18 protein-coding genes are annotated in these 18,988 nt (G+C 51.2%); 15 read left to right on the plus strand and 3 right to left on the minus strand.

Annotated elements, in window-relative coordinates; translation table 11 throughout:
• Complete coding sequence (locus tag ACWAU0_RS23085; RefSeq protein WP_101051553.1) at positions 1–978, minus strand: NAD(P)H-quinone oxidoreductase; 978 nt, start codon at positions 976–978, stop codon at positions 1–3.
• 78 nt (positions 979–1,056) lie between these two features.
• On the opposite strand from ACWAU0_RS23085, the gene argC reads away from it, so the two are divergent.
• The gene (gene argC, locus ACWAU0_RS23090; RefSeq protein WP_101051554.1) at positions 1,057–2,085 is read left to right on the plus strand and encodes an N-acetyl-gamma-glutamyl-phosphate reductase; all 1,029 of its coding nucleotides are present in this window, start codon (positions 1,057–1,059) and stop codon (positions 2,083–2,085) included.
• 85 nt (positions 2,086–2,170) lie between these two features.
• Here the strand turns inward: argC and xdp1 are convergent, their stop codons facing one another.
• Both xdp1 and prsT read right to left on the minus strand, forming a co-directional pair.
• Positions 2,171–2,929: an exosortase-dependent surface protein XDP1 gene (xdp1, locus tag ACWAU0_RS23095; RefSeq protein WP_458139314.1), complete on the minus strand. Its 759-nt coding sequence runs from the start codon at positions 2,927–2,929 to the stop codon at positions 2,171–2,173.
• A 234-nt stretch (positions 2,930–3,163) separates the two neighbouring features.
• On the minus strand, positions 3,164–5,965 hold the full coding sequence (gene prsT, locus ACWAU0_RS23100) for an XrtA/PEP-CTERM system TPR-repeat protein PrsT (protein WP_458139315.1): 2,802 nt from the start codon (positions 5,963–5,965) through the stop codon (positions 3,164–3,166).
• 207 nt (positions 5,966–6,172) lie between these two features.
• Here prsT and ACWAU0_RS23105 point away from each other — a divergent pair, with 207 nt between their 5' ends.
• From ACWAU0_RS23105 to rfaD, 14 genes are all read left to right on the plus strand, one after another.
• Entirely contained in the window at positions 6,173–7,378 is a 1,206-nt protein-coding gene (locus ACWAU0_RS23105) for a sensor histidine kinase (RefSeq protein WP_458139316.1), read from the plus strand.
• Positions 7,362–8,747 carry a sigma-54-dependent transcriptional regulator gene (locus ACWAU0_RS23110; RefSeq protein WP_523070847.1) on the plus strand — a complete coding sequence of 462 codons (1,386 nt, stop codon included), beginning with the start codon at positions 7,362–7,364 and terminating at the stop codon, positions 8,745–8,747. Before ACWAU0_RS23105 ends, ACWAU0_RS23110 begins: the two co-directional genes overlap by 17 nt.
• Positions 8,748–8,802: 55 nt before the next feature.
• The gene (gene fliE / locus ACWAU0_RS23115) at positions 8,803–9,114 is read left to right on the plus strand and encodes a flagellar hook-basal body complex protein FliE (protein WP_192394100.1); all 312 of its coding nucleotides are present in this window, start codon (positions 8,803–8,805) and stop codon (positions 9,112–9,114) included.
• 17 nt (positions 9,115–9,131) lie between these two features.
• Entirely contained in the window at positions 9,132–10,883 is a 1,752-nt protein-coding gene (gene fliF / locus ACWAU0_RS23120) for a flagellar basal-body MS-ring/collar protein FliF (protein ID WP_458139317.1), read from the plus strand.
• Entirely contained in the window at positions 10,876–11,886 is a 1,011-nt protein-coding gene (gene fliG, locus ACWAU0_RS23125; protein ID WP_033157336.1) for a flagellar motor switch protein FliG, read from the plus strand. Before fliF ends, fliG begins: the two co-directional genes overlap by 8 nt.
• The gene (locus tag ACWAU0_RS23130) at positions 11,873–12,577 is read left to right on the plus strand and encodes a flagellar assembly protein FliH (protein WP_101051560.1); all 705 of its coding nucleotides are present in this window, start codon (positions 11,873–11,875) and stop codon (positions 12,575–12,577) included. Before fliG ends, ACWAU0_RS23130 begins: the two co-directional genes overlap by 14 nt.
• On the plus strand, positions 12,574–13,923 hold the full coding sequence (fliI, locus tag ACWAU0_RS23135; RefSeq protein ID WP_033157338.1) for a flagellar protein export ATPase FliI: 1,350 nt from the start codon (positions 12,574–12,576) through the stop codon (positions 13,921–13,923). The genes ACWAU0_RS23130 and fliI overlap by 4 nt, the downstream gene beginning before the upstream one ends.
• Positions 13,923–14,375, plus strand: a complete 453-nt coding sequence (gene fliJ / locus ACWAU0_RS23140) for a flagellar export protein FliJ (RefSeq protein ID WP_415878750.1) — start codon at positions 13,923–13,925, stop codon at positions 14,373–14,375. Before fliI ends, fliJ begins: the two co-directional genes overlap by 1 nt.
• A gap of 27 nt (positions 14,376–14,402) precedes the next feature.
• Positions 14,403–15,767 carry a flagellar hook-length control protein FliK gene (locus ACWAU0_RS23145; protein ID WP_458139318.1) on the plus strand — a complete coding sequence of 455 codons (1,365 nt, stop codon included), beginning with the start codon at positions 14,403–14,405 and terminating at the stop codon, positions 15,765–15,767.
• A 141-nt stretch (positions 15,768–15,908) separates the two neighbouring features.
• Positions 15,909–16,334, plus strand: coding sequence for a 30S ribosomal protein S6 (gene rpsF / locus ACWAU0_RS23150; RefSeq protein WP_415878748.1), 426 nt, complete (start codon positions 15,909–15,911; stop codon positions 16,332–16,334).
• Positions 16,335–16,359: 25 nt separating this feature from the next.
• Positions 16,360–16,590 carry a 30S ribosomal protein S18 gene (gene rpsR, locus ACWAU0_RS23155; protein ID WP_020482464.1) on the plus strand — a complete coding sequence of 77 codons (231 nt, stop codon included), beginning with the start codon at positions 16,360–16,362 and terminating at the stop codon, positions 16,588–16,590.
• A gap of 67 nt (positions 16,591–16,657) precedes the next feature.
• Complete coding sequence (locus ACWAU0_RS23160; RefSeq protein ID WP_240348250.1) at positions 16,658–17,521, plus strand: hypothetical protein; 864 nt, start codon at positions 16,658–16,660, stop codon at positions 17,519–17,521.
• Positions 17,522–17,567: 46 nt separating this feature from the next.
• Positions 17,568–18,014: a 50S ribosomal protein L9 gene (gene rplI / locus ACWAU0_RS23165; protein ID WP_033157343.1), complete on the plus strand. Its 447-nt coding sequence runs from the start codon at positions 17,568–17,570 to the stop codon at positions 18,012–18,014.
• Between the two features lie 4 nt (positions 18,015–18,018).
• Positions 18,019–18,960 (plus strand): ADP-glyceromanno-heptose 6-epimerase, encoded by a 942-nt coding sequence (gene rfaD, locus ACWAU0_RS23170; RefSeq protein ID WP_458139319.1) that lies wholly within the window; start codon positions 18,019–18,021, stop codon positions 18,958–18,960.
• Positions 18,961–18,988 lie beyond the last annotated feature (28 nt).

Here is an 18,988-nt window from a genome sequence, read left to right on the forward strand (position 1 = left end):
TTATATCTCCAAAATAATTTTACCGATATGTTGGCTGCTTTCCATACGCTCGTGGGCTTGCGCGGCCCTAGCTAGTGGAAAAACCGAATCGATGATGGGTTTGATTTGGCCGGATTCCAGTAGCGGCCAAACTTTTGCAAAAAGTTGTTGGGTTATTTTAGCCTTGAATTCGTCGTCGCGGGGGCGCAAGGTGGTGCCGGCGATGGTCAAGCGCTTCATCAGCACGGATGCCAGATTGATTTCGCTTTTACCGCCGTGTTGGATGGCAATCTGTTGGAGTCGGCCATCGATAGTCAGACATTTCAAGTTACGCGGCAAGTAGTCCCCGCCGATTATGTCTAAAACGACATTAACGCCTTTGCCATCTGTCTGATGCATAACGGCTTCGACAAAGTCCTGCTGCCGATAATCGATCGCAAGGTCTGCGCCCAATTTTTCGCAATACTGGCATTTATCTTCGTTACCTGCGGTGACAATCACTTGCGCGCCAAATGCTTTGCCAAGCTGAATGGCGGTGGTGCCGATGCCGCTAGTGCCTCCATGCATCAGTAACGTTTCGCCGGCTTGCAGTTTCGCGCGATCAAACAGGTTGCTCCACACCGTAAAAAAAGTTTCCGGCAGCGCGGCGGCCTGAATAAAACTGAAGCCTTGCGGTATTGGCAGGCAGCAACAGGCGCTTGCTAGGGAATATTCCGCATAACCGCCGCCGGTCAGTAGGGCGCAAACCGGTTCGCCAATCTTGAGGTGTTTTACTTGGCTGCCGAGTTTGGTGATAGTACCCGCTACTTCCAGGCCTAGAACTGGGGATGCTCCGGGTGGCGGGGGATACAGGCCTTTGCGCTGCATCAGGTCTGGACGGTTTACCCCGGCTGCAACCACTTTTATCAATACTTGATGTGGGGCGGGTGAGGGTAGAGCTTGATCGGCGACGATTAAATCGGTCAACTCAGAGGAGCGATAAATCTCGATGGCGCGCATGGTGTTAAGCTTTGCGGGGAGAGTGGCGTATTATATGCGCCGCATTAGATTAACAGTATTTTTTCAACGAGAGCATTCATGATACGTGCAGGCATTGTCGGCGGCACCGGGTATACCGGCGTCGAATTATTAAGAATTTTGGTATTGCATCCCCAGGTCGAAGTGAGTGTGGTGACTTCGCGCGCGGATGCCGGAATGCGAGTGGATCAGTTGTATCCGAGTCTACGGGGCTGCTGTGATGTGACATTTAGCCTGCCGGAGCTGGATAATTTAAAAGACTGCGATGTGGTGTTTTTCGCAACGCCAAACGGTACCGCCATGCTGATGGCAGAGGCGCTGTTGGAGCTTGGTGTCAAAGTTATCGATTTGTCTGCCGATTTTCGGATTAAAGATCGTCAGGAATGGGAAAAGTGGTACGGCATGTCGCATGCTAGCCCGGATCTTATTGCCGAAGCGGTCTACGGTTTGCCGGAAGTCAACCGGGAACAGATCAAGCAGGCGCGCTTGATCGCATGCCCAGGATGTTATCCGACTGCCGTGCAATTGGGGTTTTTGCCGTTATTGGAGGTCGGCGCGATAGATGAGCAGCATTTGATCGCCGATGTGAAATCCGGCGTCAGCGGTGCCGGACGCAAGGCGGAAATATCGTCGTTGATGAGTGAGGCAGGTGAGAGTTTTAAGGCTTATGCAGTCGCCGGGCACAGACATTTGCCGGAAATCAGGCAGGGTTTGCAAAATGTCGCCAAACAGGCAGTTGGTTTAACTTTCGTGCCGCATCTGACTCCGATGATACGCGGTATTCACGCCACGCTGTTTGGGCGTTTAAATAGGAAGTTGGATTTGCAAAGTTTGTTTGAAGAGAAGTATCGCGATGAAAGATTTGTCGATGTGTTGCCAAGCGGCAGTCATGCCGACACTCGCAACGTGCGCGGCAGTAATCGCTGTCAAATTGCCGTGCATCAACCGCAAGGTGGCGATACGGTAGTAATTTTGTCTGTGATTGATAACTTGGTGAAAGGCGCGTCGGGGCAGGCGGTGCAGAATATGAATCTGATGTTTGGGTTGCCCGAGTATCTGTCTTTAGAGACGGTCGCTTTATATCCTTAATATGTATTAAAAAAACGTGGTGCATAAAAAAACCGTCTTCCAGTTTGGTCTGGAAGACGGTTTCTTATTTAGAGCTTCTGTGCGCTTATGCGGCCAAGGCTTGAGTTTTGCGATTCATTCTCCAGCCCAGCATGCCGCCAGCCAGCAACAACAGGCTGGTTGGCTCCGGCACGCTGCCGGCACCGCCGCCACCGCCTGGCGTTCCAGCTGTGCCTTCAAGCTTGGTGAGCTTGAAGTAGTCGTTGCTGTTGTCGACGTTAGAGTCTCCCAAGCCGGAACCCCATCTGCTGCTGTACGCGCTAATTAGCCAAAGACTTGAAGATAAGCTGTTCGGGTTGATGTCTTCAGCCACGTCGCCAACGGTATTGTAACTACCTACGAATTCCCAGCTGTTGCTAAGAAGACTGGAAATACTTTTTCCGGAAATATCTGCTGCGCCAGTAAGCGCACCGGTAGCCGGTACCGTGCCTTTGTATCTGAGAACCGATATATCTGAGTCGTAGGCCGTGGTATCCGGCCAACCGACAGTTAGTTTGTCTAAAATCGTGCTGCCATCAAACCGAAATAGTACCGCTTCGATTCTGCCGTTGTTATCAACCGCATGGTCTGGGTAGCTATTTGTCGTCTCCGAGCCGCTTAATACACCCAGGCCGTTAGCACTACCGTACCAAGCTAGTGTGGCTGCTGAAAAAGTTGAAGTGCTTGTAGTCCCAACTGAGTATGCAGCCATACTTTGAATGCCCGTCGGTGTCACTGAACTAGTACCGTTTATAGTCCATATGGTGGCGTTAACCGACCACGGGGCCAGCAGCAGAGTTGCTATAGCCAAGAGTTTTGGGGTCATAATGTCCTCGCAATTTTTGAAATTTTACCTTCCGGTATTGTCTTCGTCGGCCTGGAAATAACCATTGTACTATTGGTCATGAACAAAGTTTTACGGTCTGTTTATATGTCAGCACTTATTGGGCCATAGTAAAAATTATTATTCTAATACAATGCGTTAATTGTTTTTTTGTGAATAAAATAAGTCGGCGATTACGCATGGTGTAAAAAATTACGACATGTTTTGAAAAATCGACTATCTGCTCAGCTTTTCAAGCAGTGCTTTTGCTTGTTCGCGGCCATTGAAAATAGCTTCCCCTTTTAGCGCTTCTTGTAATTCTTGCTTAGCCTCTTCCTGGCGTTGCAACTGATTGAGGGCAACTGCGATATGGTAGCGTATCTCAGAATCTTGCGAGAGTAGTGAGTGTGCATTTCGTAAGTAATGAAGCCCCTGTTCTATTTGTCCCGTGTTAACCAGAATCCAGCCCAAGGTGTCGTTCGTTGCCGGTTGGTCAGGAGCCAATTTATGGGCCTGTTCGGCAATCGACAAGGCTTTGCTGTTGCCGTTATTGAGATATACATAAGCAAGGTTGTTCAGGAACTGCGGTTCGTTGGGGAATTGTTTCAATAGCTCGACGTAGTACTTTTCCGCCTCTTTAAACTTTCCGTTTTTCAGTAATTCGTTTGCAAAGGCTGCCATCGGTAGCTGGTCTTGAGGATGCTTTTTGACCCACTGATCCAGTAAATTGTAGGCTTTGTCCGGCTGATCGATTTTTTTCAAATTTTCATAAAGCAGCATCAATGAAGCTGTATCCGGCTCCAGCTCGAAAGCTGTTTGGTAATGGCTGTTGGCCAAACTAAGGTTTTTGTCATGATCGGCGATGTTTCCCAATAGTCGGTGGGGAAAGGCGCGTTTGGGATATTGTTTTAACAGGCTTTCTGCGCGGCTCAACGCGAATACCGGTTTCCCATGGAGCAGTTCCATTTCCACCAAGGCAATTTGCGAAGGTATATGATTTTCGTCGACCAAAACGGCTTTTTTCAAGGTCTTTATGGCTTCAAAATAATCGCCTGCATCTATTTGATAACGAGCAGCTTTGTAAAGTTGTTTGACATTAAACCGGGCTTGGTCAGCCATGCGGATAAATACACCTAAGGCTTTGTCCTTATTGTTATTAGCCAAGTAACTTCGAGCCAGGGCGTCCATAACCTGGGGGTTGTTCTTGTCGATCACTTCCGCTGCTTGTGCGGCGGCATTAGCCTCAGCAGCTTTGCCCATCTTCAGATTCAACTCAACCAAAGCCAAAAGAGTCGGTAATGATTTTTGATCAATCATCTTCGCTTTTGCCAGCCAGTCATTGGCTAGCTCATAGCGTCCGGCACTTTGTTCGACTTTGGCCAGCTCAATAAGAATATCTATGTCCCCCGGATGATTCTGCTGCAAGGTTTGCAGGCGCTGTCTGGCTTGATCAAGTTTGTTCTCGCCGACGTCCAGTTTACTTAGGTTAATTTGCGCGTCGAGAAAATTGGGGTTCAGTTCAATCGCCTTCTCGAAACTTTGCCGGGCCAGCTTGTATTGCCCGGTATTGACTTGAGCGGTCCCCAGTAAATTTAGTAGTGTAAAGTTTTTCGACGCTTTTTCATGCAGGGCTTGTGCGGTTTTCAACGCTTTTTCCGGTTCGCCACGGCTCATGTAAAGTGCCACGAGAGGAATACCGGCCTTGACCGCATCCGGATTTTTTTTGAATGCCACTTCAAGGTCTTGAACTGCTGCCTGCTCCTGGCCCATTGCTAATCGGTTAAGGCCTATTTCGGCTTGTAGGCTGCCACTGTCATTGCCTAAAGCAGCGGCTTTTCCAAACATATTATTAGCCATATCGTGTTTGCCGGCCTGCATGAAAGCGCTTCCCAATAAAAATGCCAGACGCTGATCCTGGGGATTGCGGATTTGCACCGGGCGGAGCAGATCAATAGCTTGCTCGGGTTCGTTTTTTTGTAAAAGTATGGTGGCCAACAATTTATACGTGCCTGATTGTTCCGGGTATTGCTTAACGTACAGACGCAAATACTCCGCTGCCAAGTCGTATCGTTGCAGGCTGTAGTTAACCAAGCCGGAGAGCATTAAAGTCGGACCATGTGCCGATAAATATTCCGGTTTGATGCCGGTGATGATGTCGGCCGCCACTTCCAATTCTTTGGTCGCCGCTTCTTTCTGGTTATTGCGTTCGAGTAAAACCGCATGTAGATAGGCTGCTTTCGGTTCAAATGGATAAGCCCGGCGCACATATTCCAAATCTTGCCGTGCCCGATCATCTTGCTTCAAGTCCATTAACAGGCCTGCTCTGGCAAGCCGTGTGTCTACGTGATCGGGGTTGAGCTCAATTGCTTTGTCGTAAAATTTTAAAGCTTCATCCAGTTCCATGTTGGCATGCTTGATCGAGCCTTTTGTATACCAAACGCCGGCATCGCTGGCTTGGATTTGTATGGCTTTCTCGGCAGCTTGATCGGCGCCTTTAATGTCGCCACGCTTTAACAGGGCATTCGCGCGCCCGATTGTGGCGTTCACCTGATTGGGAGCAATTTGCAAGGCAATGTCGAATTCATTCAGCGCTTCGCTGATTAGATTGAGTTGCAGGTATGCGTTACCGCGGTAAACATGCAAAACCGGACGCAAACCGCTATTGAACTGCGCCGGATCGATTTCCTTCAATAGGTCGTTGTAACGGATTTGGTAGGTATAGAGCTTGGCCAGGTTTTCCGCAATTAAAGATGGGTCCGCGCCTAATTGTTTGGCTAAGCCAAGTTGGACTTCTGCTTCCGTCAACGATTTCTGTTGCAAGTAAATTTCGCCAAGCAGCATGTGAGCCGAAACATATCTTTCATTTTGCTGTAGCGCATTCTTTAACTGGATGATCGCTTCGGCGTTGTTCTGATTTCTGTAGGACTGTAACGCCTCTTCGTAAAACTTGCCGGCTTGGATGTCATCGGCAAAGCATATCTGTACCGGGTTGAGTGCCAGAATCAGCAGTAATTTATTGAGTGGGAAATGGGATTTCATCGGATTTTTGCGCATAACGAAGATGGAGTTGCTCAAGTGTGCACATAGCATAGTCGCAAAGCCAACTCGCCACCAGTCCGGAACTAGCAGTCGGCTTCTTGTCGTCAAAAATTTGACTGGGCGCATTTAAGAAGATGATTTTAAATATAAATTTAAATGGTCTAAATTTTGCTGTTAGCGTCTAGACAATCAATTAGGCGACTAAATATGGGTACTTTAGAGCTACATCAACAACAAAAAACCGAGCGCTTGACCGATGCATTCCGGATATTTAACGAACTTTCAGAAAATCTGGCGCATTCTTACCAAGGTTTGGAAGAGCAAGTGGCCAAGCTCAATCGGGAGTTACAGGCTGCCCGTAGCGAGCGTTTAAATACGCTGATTGAGAAGGAAAAGCTCGCCAGCCGCTTGCAACAAATTCTGGCAGCCTTGCCGGCGGCGGTAGTGGTGCTTAATTCGCACGGTTTAATCATCGATTGCAATGTTCATTCGGTGGACTTTTTGGGTGAACCTTTGTTGGGCCAATTGTGGTCGAGTGTGGCTGCGCGCAGTTTGCAACCGGTGTTCGAATCGCCGCATGAACGACAGCTCCGAGACGGACGTAAAGTCAATATAACCCACAGTTCCTTGGGTAACGATAACGAACAAATCATTCTGTTGTCGGATGTCAGCGAATTGCGTTCCTTGCAAGACACGCTGGCTCAGCATAAGCAGCTAAGCGCCATGGGCGAAATGGTGGCCGGTCTGGCGCATCAGGTACGCACACCGCTGGCGACCGCGATCTTGTATGCGTCGCAAATGAGCAAACCCGCGATAAGCGACGAAAAACGCCAACAGTTCTCCGAGAAAATTTTAGAACGCCTGCATCACCTGGAGCGCCAAGTGAACGACATGCTGATTTTTGCTAAACAGGGTCGAATGGCCATGCAAAGCTTTTCATTGCGGCGGCTGCTGGCGCATCTTGCCGAAGCGGCCGATAGTTTTGCCGGCGAATTTAGCATCGAAAACCGCATCAGCACCGATCAGTTACTTGGCAATGAGGATGCGCTGCGAGGGGCGCTACTGAATTTAATCAATAACGCGGCCGAGGCGGGTGCGCGCAACATTGCATTAACGGTCCGGCGTAGCGATTTAGGCTGCATCGACATCACGGTGACGGATGATGGGCCCGGTATAGCCCAAGCCCAGCAAACTAAATTATTCGAACCGTTCTACACCACCAAATCCAATGGCACCGGCTTGGGGTTGGCGGTGGTGGACAGTGTCGCACGCGCCCATGGCGGCAGTGTCATATGCCGTTCGACGCCGGGACTGGGGACGAGTTTTAGTTTGAGTCTGCCCTGTGTCAGTCAATACACCCTCGGCTTATCCGTCGGTCATGCCAAAATGGAGCAAAATGATGAAACAGTATGATGTACTTATCGTCGAAGACGACGTGGCTTTATGCGAGGCCCTATGCGATACCTTGGAAATCGAAGGTTATCGGGTCATCTCCGCTAAACACGGTATCGAGGCTTTGAGCCAATTAGCCAAGCATACGGTCCGGCTAGTAGTCAGCGACGTACAAATGCCGGTGATGGACGGTTTTCAGCTCTTACAGAATATTCAGCAAAAGTTCGAACAGTTACCGGTGTTGCTGATGACGGCTTACGGCACCATTCCCAAAGCGGTGGAAGCTATGCAATCCGGTGCGGCCGACTATCTGATCAAACCGTTCGAAGCCGGGATGTTGGTCGATAAGGTGGCGTCGTTGATTTCGCGGCAAGCTCCAGTGGTTAACGAGCGGGTGGTGGCTGACGAGAGTATGAAAAAGCTTTATGCCTTGGCCAGCAAAGTTGCCAAAACCGATGTGACCATGTTGCTGGAAGGCGAGAGCGGTACCGGTAAGGAAGTGCTGGCCCGTTACGTTCATCGCAACTCGCATTATCATGCCGGCCCGTTCGAGGCTATTAATTGCGCGGCGATTCCGGAAAACATGCTGGAAGCGATGTTGTTCGGTTATGAAAAAGGCGCATTTACCGGTGCTATTCAATCGGCGCCCGGCAAGTTCGAGCTGGCGCAAGGCGGCACCTTATTACTGGACGAGATTTCCGAAATGGATATTTCGCTGCAAGCCAAATTGCTGCGGGTGTTGCAGGAAAAAGAGGTTGAACGCCTGGGTAGTCATCGCAAAATCGCGCTGAACGTCAGAATTTTGGCGACTACCAATCGCAAATTAAAAGATTATGTGCAGGATGGCCGGTTTCGCGAAGACCTATATTTTCGCTTGAGCGTATTTCCACTCAAAATTCCGCCGCTCCGGGAACGGACGGGCGATATTTTGCCGCTGGCGCTGGAGTTGTTGCACAAGCATAGTCCGGCTGGGAAAGCGGTCGGCGGCTTTGACGAGGCGGCCATGATCAAGTTGTCTGAATACAGTTGGCCGGGTAATGTCAGAGAGTTGGAAAACGTGGTGCAGCGGGCCTTGATCCTGCAAAGCCGGCATCAAATTGGCGCCGACGACCTGATTTTTGAGGAAGATATGTTGGTTTTGCCGAGTTTGCCCGCTGCTGTGCAAAGTCTTGCCGTAGAATCGCGGCAAACCGACGGCGAGAATAGCCCTTTCGAGCTCGGCAGCTTGGGCGACGGCGTGCGTTCGGCTGAGGAAAAAATCATTTTGCAAATGTTACGCGACGTCAGCGGCAGCCGGAAAACCACAGCCGCCAAGCTGGGTATCAGTCCGCGCACTCTGCGTTACAAAATTGCGCGGATGAAAGAGGCGGGAGTGATGGTACCAGGTTAAATCTTGGCTTGAAAAATGCTTATGCTAAGCAAGGCAACCTAAAAGAGTCATTATCATGTCAGATATGAATGTTAACCAAGTGCTCGCCCAGATGCGGGCCATGTCCATAGAGGCCGGTGCCAAGCCACAGCCTAGCGACACCTCCGGCGATTTTGCCGCCATGTTGAAACAATCCATCGACGCCGTGAACAATACCCAGCAAAACGCTAGTGGCCTGGCTAAATCCTTTGAGATGGGTCAGAGCGACGTCAGTTTGGCGGAAGTGATGATTGCCTCGCAAAAAGCCAGCGTTTCTTTTCAGGCCATGCTCCAGGTGCGTAACAAACTGGTGGATGCTTATAAGGACGTGATGGGCATGTCAATGTAGGCAGCGGAAGATAAGCCATGAGCGAACTAGACAGAAATCTACCGATGGAGGCCCATACCCAATCAAGTATGGCAAACGCCGACAAAATGCACCCTGCATTGAAAAGCCTGAGCAAAATGCCGATGGCACGTCAGGTCGGCTTGATGTTGGGTTTGGCTCTTAGTGTGGCTATAGGCGTGGCGGTGGTGTTGTGGTCGCAGGCCCCGTCTTACGATTTACTGTTTTCCGGCGTGGCGGAAAAAGATTCTGCGGAAATTCTCGATGCGCTGAGCAAGTTAAATGTCGATTACAAGGTCGAAACCGGCTCCGGCGCGATCATGGTGCCAGCCGACAATATCCGGGAGCTGAAATTAAAATTGGCCGCGCAAGGCTTGCCGCGCAGCGCCAGCCTGGGCTACGAACTGCTGGATAAAGACAACGGCTTCGGCGCCAGCAAAAATGTCGAGCAAATGCGCTTTCAGCGTGCGTTGGAAGGCGAAATTGCCCTGACGATTCAAACCATTCAAAACGTCAAATCCGCAAAAGTGCTGCTGGCAATTCCGGTGCAATCGGTATTTGTCCGGGAACGCAAAAAGCCCAGCGCCTCGGTGGTCGTAGAGCTCTATCAAGGCCGCACCCTGGAAAAAGAGCAAATCGAATCCATTGTGCATTTGGTCGCTTCCAGCGTGCCATTGATGGAAGCCAGTCAGGTGACGGTCGTGGATCAGAAAGGCCGCTTGTTGAATAGCAAGGAAGGCGGCGAAGATATGTCCTTGTCCAGCAAGCAGTTCGAATACAAGAAAAATATAGAAGAGCATCTGCGTGGCCGGATCGAAAACATCCTGACGCCACTGGTAGGCGGCGACGGCATGCGGGCGCAAATTTCTGCGGACGTCGATTTCACCGTCACCGAAAAAACCCAGGAAATGTTTAACCCGGATTTGCCTGCTCTGCGTAGCGAGCAAACTCAGGAAGAAAATAACTCCTTATCCAAAGTGCAAGGTGTGCCCGGGGCTTTATCCAATCAACCCCCACCCACGGGTACCGCGCCGGAAGTCGCTAGCGGCCAGGAAAAACAAGCTGCCGCAGAATCCGGTTCAGGCTCGTCAAATAAAACGGCGACGCGCAATTACGAACTGGATAAAACTATTACTCATACTAGACTGGCCACAGGTGCCTTAAGACGCTTGTCGGTGGCGGTAGTGGTGGACGACAAAAAAGTGGTGCAAGCCGACGGTAAAGCGACCTTAGTGGCTTACTCGCAAGAAGATCTGAATCAACTTCGCGACTTGGTCAAACAGGCTGTGGGTTATGATAATAGCCGCGGCGATCAGGTAACGGTTACTAATGTCGCGTTTAGATTGCCCGACGCGCTGGAAGAAGTCCCTTCCGAACCCATCTGGCAACAACCCTGGTTTGCCAGCGCGCTGAAACAATTGGCCGCCGTTGCTGTGGTGGTGTTGCTGATCATGGGGGTATTGCGTCCCGGCCTGCGCACCTTGGTGGCGAAGGAAGAACAGTTAGAAGCCCTTGAGCAAGCCAAAGCAATCGCGGAAGCGACGGGTGGTGTGGTGCGTTTCGACGAGACCGGCAAGCCGGTGGCTGTGGCGGTGTCAGTGGATGAAGAAACCGGCGAAGTGCGCACCATCACCACTGGCGTGGAGGATTTATTGTTACTCGAAGCGCCGCAAAGTTACGAAAAACGTTTGGAATATGTGCAAAAACTGATAGACGAAGATCCTAAATTGGTCGCGCAAGTGATCAAAACCTGGTTGAAAGACGATGGCTGAGCAAGAGAAATTAACGCATGCGCAACGGGCTTCGCTGCTGTTATTGGCGGTGGGACAGGATAGAGCAGCCTCGGTATTGCGGCATATGGGACCGAAAGAAGTGCAATTGATCGGTTCGAACATGGCGCAGCTTGGGCCGATCAGTTCAGGCATGGTTGATGAGGTGCTGGAAGAATTCATCATCGAAATCAAAAACGAAACCGGCCTGGGTCTGGACTCCGACGAATACATCCGCAACATGCTGACCAACGCGCTGGGTGCCGACAAAGCCGGCAGCATCATCGACCGGATTTTGTTGGGAGCCAACAGCAAGGGTATCGAACAACTGAAGTGGATGGATACTCGGTCCATCGCCGACTTGATTCGTCTGGAACATCCGCAAATCATTTCCATAATTTTGTCGTTGCTGGATGCCGATCAGGCCGCCGACGTGCTGACCTTATTGCCGCAAAACATGCGCTCGGATATTTTGATGCGCATCGCCACGCTGGAAGGCGTGCAACCCGCCGCTTTGCGCGAGTTGGACGACATCATGGAGAAACAGTTGACCGGCAGCGACGGCGTCAAATCCTCGCAAATCGGCGGTATCGACGCAGCGGCCAATATCCTTAACTTTATCGAAAGCGGTATCAGCGATCCGATGATGCAAGACATCAACGAAGCCAACGCCGATTTGGGCCAACGCATCCAGGATAAAATGTTTGTGTTCGGCGATTTGATCAATGTCGATGATCGCGGTATTCAAACCCTGTTGCGCGAAGTGTCCACCGATCAGCTGCTGTTGGCTCTGCGCGGCGTGGAAACCGGTTTACGCGACAAAGTGTTTGCCAATATGTCCAGACGCGCGGCGGAAATGTTGCGTGACGACTTGGAAGCTGCACCGCCTGCGCGCTTGAGTGAAGTCGAAGCCGCGCAAAAAGATATTCTGGCGATAGCCAAACGCTTGTCCGATGCGGGTGAAATAGCTTTGGGTGGCGGTGGCGGTGGCGATGAGTTCGTCTAAGGGCAATAAGTTTTCCGAGTCTGAATTACAGGCTCTGGATCGCTGGACCAATCTGCAGGATTTCAGCAACCCGCGTTCCGAAGCCGTCGAATTGGAGGAAGTAACCCAGGTTTTGACCGCCGAACAGATTGAAGAAATTCAAAAGCAGGCCTACGCAGAAGCCTTCGAACAAGGTAAGCAGCAAGGTTATGCGGACGGGCAAAAGGAAGGTTTTGAAGTTGGGCGCAAACAAGGCTATGAAGAAAGCGTGCATTTGCTGCAAAAGCAGGCGGCCGAGTTCGCCAATTTACTGGAGGCGCTCAGCGAGCCTTTCAAACAACTCGACGAGTCGGTCGAGCAGGAGTTGGTGAAATTAACCATTGCCATTGCCAGTCAGTTGATTCGCCGGGAGTTGAAGTTAGAGCCCGGCGAGATCGTCGGCGTAGTCAGGGAGGCGATCAATGCCTTGCCGCTGGCATCTCAGAAAGTCACCGTCAACTTGCATCCCGAAGATGCGGCCTTGGTGCGTACTGCGTTAAAACTCGATGAAAATATGCCGCCTTGGCGCTTACAGGAAAATCCCTTGTTGAGTCGTGGCGGTTGTACCGTTGAAACTGAAATGTCCAGAATCGATGCCAGCGTCGAAAGCCGGGTAGCCGCCGTGATCGCCACCGTATTGGGCGGCGAGCGCCGCGAGGATTTTGGGCGATGATTCCCAGTGCCGACCGTTCCGACTTGTGGTTGGCGCGCTTGCAGCCGTATCGGGAAAGATTGGCTGCGGACCCCCTGGAATTGGTGGTCGAAGGCAAATTGTCGCGGATGGTGGGCTTAACCCTGGAAGCGGAAGGTTGCCGGGCGGCAATCGGTTCATTGTGTCAAGTGATTACCAAATCCGGCAAGATCATCACGGCTGAGGTCGTCGGTTTTGGCGGATCCCGCTTATTTTTGATGCCGACCGGCGATACGCACGGCCTGGAACCGGGCTGCCGTGTCATTCCCATGGGCAAGAACAGTCTGGCCAGCGTCGGTTTTGGTTTATTGGGCCGGGTGCTAGACGGTGCCGGCAAGCCCTTGGATAGTAAGGGGCCGCTGGATACCGATGCCAAGGTCTCTTTATCCGGCGTTACCATCAATCCACTCAGCCGCAAACCGATCCGCGAGGCCTTGGATGTCGGTGTGCGGGCGATCAACGCCATTCTCAGCGTCGGCCGTGGACAGCGCATGGGCTTGTTTGCCGGCACCGGCGTGGGTAAAAGCGTGTTGTTGGGGATGATGACCAAGTTTACCAATGCCGATGTGGTCGTGGTGGGATTGGTCGGCGAGCGGGGCAGGGAGGTCAACGAATTTGTGTTGAAAATTCTTGGCGAAGAAGGTTTGCGCAGAGCCGTGGTGGTCGCCTCGCCGGCTGACGACTCGCCGCTGATGCGGGTGCACGGCGCCTTGCTGGCGACCAGTATTGCCGAGTATTTTCGTGACCAGGGCCTGGACGTGTTGTTGCTGATGGACTCTTTGACTCGTTACGCCCAGGCTTATCGGGAAATCGCTTTGGCGATAGACGAGCCGCCGGCGACCAAGGGCTATCCACCCTCGGTGTTTGCGAAATTACCGCAGTTGGTGGAGCGTGCCGGAAACGGCGACGAAGGCGGCGGTTCGATTACCGCGTTTTATACGGTATTGGCGGAAGGCGACGATACCAACGATCCGATTGCCGATGCGGCGCGGGGGGTGCTGGACGGCCATGTGGTGCTGTCGCGCTCGTTGGCGGAGTCGGGGCACTATCCGGCAATCGATATTGAAGCCTCGATCAGCCGGGTGATGCCGGACATCATAGAACCGGAACATCTGCAAATGGCGCGCGATTTGCGGCGTTTGTATTCCATCTATCAACAGAACAAGGATTTGATTAGCGTCGGTGCTTATCGGCCGGGAGCCGATCCGCGCATCGACAAAGCGATAGAAAAAAATCCGGCGATCATGGATTTTCTACAACAAAGCATGGACGAATCGGTGGACTTGAGCCGGAGTCTGAGTGAGTTGGCGCAATTGTTGGCGAGCTGATGAAAAAGTCGCAACGACTGAAAATCATTATCGACTTACATGCGCGTCAGGAACATGACGCTTTGCAGGCTTTGGGTATCTGTCAGCAAAAACTCCAAGAGCAGCAGGCCCAGCTGGAAAATTTACAAAGTTACCGTTTGGATTATTTAGGTAAGTTCGCCGTCAGACAGCAGGCGGGGATCAACATCAGTCAGTTGATGGAATTCAGGGCTTTTGCCGATAAGCTCGATCAGGCTATTGAAAGCCAGCAGCAGACGGTAAGCAACCATGAGCGCGAGGTGCAGCGGGCCCGTAAGCGCTGGGAAGAGGCGCATCAACGTACCAAAAGTTTGCAAAAAGTCAGTGAGCTGGCTTTGATTGAAGAAATGAAAGTCGAACAAAAGCGCGAGCAGGCCGAGCAAGATGACCGGGCGGCGCGATCAGGACGCAAGGATGGCACGGGAAGTGCTTGATTAAATAAAAATGTCAGGAGAAATGCCATGAATATCCAAGGTTTAAATCCGCTGTCTCTATTAGCCTCCGCCGATAGCGCCGGTGCTGCGACGACAGCTCTATTGGGCGAAGGTGGTGGTGCTGGCGTGTTTTCGGCGACGCTGCTGGAGCAGCTGGCACAATTGCAAAACAGTTTATTGAGTAAAGGGGCGGCCGGTGACGCCGGCTTGGCGAATTTACAGCAGCTGGGCGGATTGGGGACGGATGCTCTGAACAGTCAAAGCTTGCAGGATTTTACCGCTCTATTCGGCAAGAGTTTGCCGACGGCAACCAAACTTGATCAGGATATTAATCTCGACGATACCATGCACGCCTTGGCGGATGTTTTGCAATACTTGCAAGGCTTGGAGGCCACCGGCGCCGCGCCGCAAGCTCCGGTTTTACCGGTTACATCGGCCAACCAAGAGAATCTTGCCGATATAGTGACGGAAAATACCGAGGCTGCACATGATGAGCAGGCGGTGAATGCTGCGATGTATGTAAGCACGCAAGCTCAGCCCTTGCCGGTGGCGGATAGCGTGAGTGTTGTTAACGACGCACTGAAATCAGCGGTAGCAACCAGCGAGGCGATGTCTGCCATCAAAAACAGTCCGGAGCTGTTGGGTATGGATGCCAAAAAAGAGGCGTTGACGGCATTGAGTGGCGCTGATGAAGGGCGGAAGACGATGGTAGCGGAGAGCAGTTTTGCCAAAACCCTGGCCGCCGAAGACGGCGCGTCCCCGCAATTTGCGCAAGACAGCGCGGCGGATACTTTTCAAACCGAGCAGCGCGATGTGCCGAAGCAGCAAATTGGCGGTAGCGAGGCTGATGTGGGGTTATCGAGAATGACGGCCGACATCAACCAGCTGAATAAATCGGTAAATAGCGTCGGGCAAACGTCAGCGCCGACGATAGAAAAACATTTGACGCATCCGGAATGGAACACCGAGCTGGGCGAAAAATTGTTGTGGATGCATAAACAAGCGGTGCCTTCCGCTGAAATTCGCCTGAATCCTGAGCATCTCGGCCCTATTTCCATCAAGATCGATGTCAATCAAGATCAAGCCAATGTGGTCTTCACCGCCCAGCACGCGGCGGTCAGGGACGCAATCGAAGCGGCAATCCCCAAGTTGCGGGAAATGTTGGGTGGGCAAAACTTGAATTTGGCGGATGTTAATGTTTCCCAGCAACAATCAGAACAACGGTCTGGACGCGAGTCCTTCCAAATGGCCGGCGAGCAAAATCGCGGTGGCAATAGTCAAAGCCAAGGCCATGCCGATAGTGCGGCAACCGAGCCCTCCAACACTATGCTCGAAGAAATTGAAGCAGGCCGTGCCATCGCCAGTAATGGCTTATTGAGTCTGTTTGCCTAGTCAACTTTAGGCGCTGTTGAAAAATTGCTTTGCAAAAACAGCGCCTATTTCTATAATGCCCAGCTTTTTGGGGAATTTATCCCCACCCCTTGCCTCACTGTTCAAGCGGATGGGAGGCTTTTAAACCCGTAAGGAGAAATCATGCGACATTATGAAATTGTCTTCTTAGTCCACCCTGATCAAAGTGCTCAGGTGCCGGCTATGATAGAGCGTTATAAATCCACCGTTGAAGAAGCCGCAGGCAAAATTCACCGTTTGGAAGATTGGGGCCGTAGACATTTGGCTTACCCTATCAAAAAAATTCATAAAGCACACTACGTGTTGATGAACATCGAATGCGATCAAGCCACTCTTGAAGAACTGGAAAGCGGTTTTCGTTTCAACGACGCCATTTTGCGTAGCCAAACCCTGGCGCAAAAATCGGCCGTAACCGAGCCTTCCGCGATTGCTGTCAGCGGTAACGACGGTCAAAAAGCCGGTAGCCGCGTTAAGGAAGAAGTCGAAGAAGAAACCGAAGAAGCTGAAGTAGAAGTCGTTGAGACTGAAGTCGCAGCGGATTCCGAATAATCAACATTGAACCAAGAGAATTGTGATGGCACGTAACAACATTAGACGCAAAAAAGGTTGCCGTTTTAGCGGCGAAGACGCGATCAAAATCGATTATAAAGATCTGGATTTATTGAGCGAGTATGTTACCGAAACCGGCAAAATCATTCCTAGCCGCATTACCGGTACCAGTGCGAAATATCAAAGACAGCTGACTTCCGCTATTAAACAAGCGCGTTTCTTGGCTTTGTTGCCGTTCTGCGACGCACACAAGTGATTTAGCACGGGGGGCGTAGCGCGTGCAATTTCTGGCCACTTTCATTATGAAAGGACGGATGCAGGCCATGACGGTCGCATCCAGCCTGGCCTTGCTATCGCTGCTGTTTCCTCCTGTCAGTATTGTAAGTTCAGCCGCTGTCTCATTGGTAACATTGAGGCGTGGGGCTAGCGAAGGCTTGTATGTGCTGATGTGCTCATGTCTTGCTGCCGCCGTATTAAGCACCTTATTGATCGGTAATTACCAGTACGCATTGCTTTACGGTTTGGCCTTTTGGCTACCGGTTTGGCTGATTTCGATAGTACTGCGCGAAGGCCGTTATCTGACACTGGCAATTGAAATTGCCGTGTTGCTGGGTGTGGCGGTGGTGCTGGGGATTTATACGATTCAGGACCAACCGGTACAGCTTTGGCGCGAAGTGTTGAGCTTTATGCTGCAGCCCATGCTTGAAGGCAAAACCGATGTGCCGCTTGAGCAAATTAGGCAGTCTGCAGAATTGTTGGCGCATTTCATGTCCGGAGTTGCCGCGGCAGGCAGCGTTTACGGCTTGCTGTTCGGTTTGTTTTTGGCCAGATGGTGGCAAGCAGCGCTATACAATCCGGGCGGTTTCAGAGCCGAGTTTTTGGCGTTGAAAGGGCATGTGCATCTGACATTAGGCACCTTGTTGGTGGCCGGAGTAGCCATGCTGACTTCCGGTAAAACCGCGGAACTTTGTTGGAACGTGCTACTGGTGCTGCTGGTGACCTACACAATGATAGGCACCGCAGTGTTGCACGCGGCGTTCTCGGTGATGAAGGGTAGTCGTTTCATGGTGCCTTTTTTATATGTCACATTGATGTTGATCCCGCATGTGATGGTGGTGATCGTGTTATGCGGACTGACTGACACCTGGCTGGACTTACGAAATAAACTAAAACCAAATGGAGCGTAAGCTCCCGATTTTTCGACAATCAAGTCGATCTAAGAGGTAGAAAACGATGGAAGTCATTCTTCTGGAAAAAACCGCCAATCTGGGTAACCTGGGCGATAAAGTAACCATCAAAGCGGGTTACGGCAGAAACTATTTGATCCCGCAAGGCAAAGCAGTGCCTGCTACGCCCAAGAAAATCAGAGAGTTTGAAGAGCGTCGCGCCGAGCTGGAAAAACAAGCGGCTGAAAAATTGGCTGCTGCAACTGCTCGCGGCGAAGCAATCAGCAAATTGAACGTATCCATTGCCCACAAAACCGGCGACGAAGGCCGTTTGTTCGGTTCTGTTGGTACACAAAACGTTGCTGATGCCATTACCGCTGCCGGCGTAAAAGTTGAGAAGCACGAAATCCGTATGCCAAACGGCGTCATCCGTAACATCGGCGAATACGACATTGCTATCAATCTGCATACCGACGTCGTTATTACGCTGCCGGTAAAAGTGGTAGCCGAGTAAAACCGTGATCATCGTAACCGGTGGCGCCGGCTTCATCGGCAGCAATCTGGTATTGGGCCTGAATGCCCGCGGTTATGATGATATTTTGGTCGTCGACCATTTGACCAACGGTATCAAATACCGGAATTTGGTCGAGTGCAAGATAGCGGATTATCTGGACAGAAGCACCTTTTTGGAACGACTGCAACAAGGTGCTTTCCAAGCAGAAACGATAGAAGCCATATTTCATCAGGGCGCCTGTTCCAGCACGACAGAGTGGGACGGCCGCTACATGATGGACAACAATTATGAATACAGCAAAACGCTGTTTCATTATTGCCAAAGCCATAAAATCCCGTTCATTTACGCCTCCAGCGCCGCTACTTACGGTGCCGATTTAACCTTCAAGGAAGAATTGGCTTACGAAGGTCCGCTGAATGTCTACGGTTATTCCAAGTTTCAGTTCGACCAATATTTGCGCAGACAGCAAAAATTGACCGCGCAAGTGGTGGGTTTACGCTACTTCAATGTCTACGGTCCGCGCGAAGCCCACAAAGGCAGCATGGCCAGCGTAGCCTTTCATTTGAATAATCAGATCAAAGATTCCGACGAATTACGCTTATTCGAAGGTTGCGACGGTTACGGCAACGGCGAGCAGCGCCGCGATTTTGTTTATGTCGGCGATGTGGTGGCTATTAACCTTTGGTTTCTGGATAACCCGCAAGTGTCCGGCATCTACAACTGTGGCACGGGTCGTAGCCAGACCTTTAATGACGTAGCCAATGCGGTAATCAAATTTCACCAGCGCGGCCATATCAAATATATTCCCTTCCCCGAGCACCTGAAAGGCTGCTACCAAAGCTTCACCGAAGCCAATCTGGATAAATTACGCGCCGCTGGTTGCAAACATTCGTTCCAAACCGTCGAGCAAGGCGTACAACTTTATATGGAATGGTTGAACGGCTAGTCAGGTCAATTTCTGTCATCGATCCAGA

The organism is Methylomonas sp. Uni0009 (assembly GCF_054188105.3).

Bases quoted from the DNA above. Each gene is read 5' to 3' on its own strand.
- fliJ (WP_415878750.1), top strand. From the start codon at position 13,923: ATGAAAAAGTCGCAACGACTGAAAATCATTATCGACTTACATGCGCGT.
- argC (WP_101051554.1), top strand. From the start codon at position 1,057: ATGATACGTGCAGGCATTGTCGGCGGCACCGGGTATACCGGCGTCGAA.
- ACWAU0_RS23110 (WP_523070847.1), top strand. From the start codon at position 7,362: ATGATGAAACAGTATGATGTACTTATCGTCGAAGACGACGTGGCTTTA.
- ACWAU0_RS23085 (WP_101051553.1), bottom strand. From the start codon at position 978: ATGCGCGCCATCGAGATTTATCGCTCCTCTGAGTTGACCGATTTAATC.
- ACWAU0_RS23130 (WP_101051560.1), top strand. From the start codon at position 11,873: ATGAGTTCGTCTAAGGGCAATAAGTTTTCCGAGTCTGAATTACAGGCT.
- rpsR (WP_020482464.1), top strand. From the start codon at position 16,360: ATGGCACGTAACAACATTAGACGCAAAAAAGGTTGCCGTTTTAGCGGC.
- rplI (WP_033157343.1), top strand. From the start codon at position 17,568: ATGGAAGTCATTCTTCTGGAAAAAACCGCCAATCTGGGTAACCTGGGC.
- xdp1 (WP_458139314.1), bottom strand. From the start codon at position 2,929: ATGACCCCAAAACTCTTGGCTATAGCAACTCTGCTGCTGGCCCCGTGG.
- fliF (WP_458139317.1), top strand. From the start codon at position 9,132: ATGAGCGAACTAGACAGAAATCTACCGATGGAGGCCCATACCCAATCA.
- ACWAU0_RS23105 (WP_458139316.1), top strand. From the start codon at position 6,173: ATGGGTACTTTAGAGCTACATCAACAACAAAAAACCGAGCGCTTGACC.
- fliG (WP_033157336.1), top strand. From the start codon at position 10,876: ATGGCTGAGCAAGAGAAATTAACGCATGCGCAACGGGCTTCGCTGCTG.
- prsT (WP_458139315.1), bottom strand. From the start codon at position 5,965: ATGAAATCCCATTTCCCACTCAATAAATTACTGCTGATTCTGGCACTC.
- ACWAU0_RS23160 (WP_240348250.1), top strand. From the start codon at position 16,658: ATGACGGTCGCATCCAGCCTGGCCTTGCTATCGCTGCTGTTTCCTCCT.
- fliE (WP_192394100.1), top strand. From the start codon at position 8,803: ATGTCAGATATGAATGTTAACCAAGTGCTCGCCCAGATGCGGGCCATG.
- rpsF (WP_415878748.1), top strand. From the start codon at position 15,909: ATGCGACATTATGAAATTGTCTTCTTAGTCCACCCTGATCAAAGTGCT.
- fliI (WP_033157338.1), top strand. From the start codon at position 12,574: ATGATTCCCAGTGCCGACCGTTCCGACTTGTGGTTGGCGCGCTTGCAG.
- ACWAU0_RS23145 (WP_458139318.1), top strand. From the start codon at position 14,403: ATGAATATCCAAGGTTTAAATCCGCTGTCTCTATTAGCCTCCGCCGAT.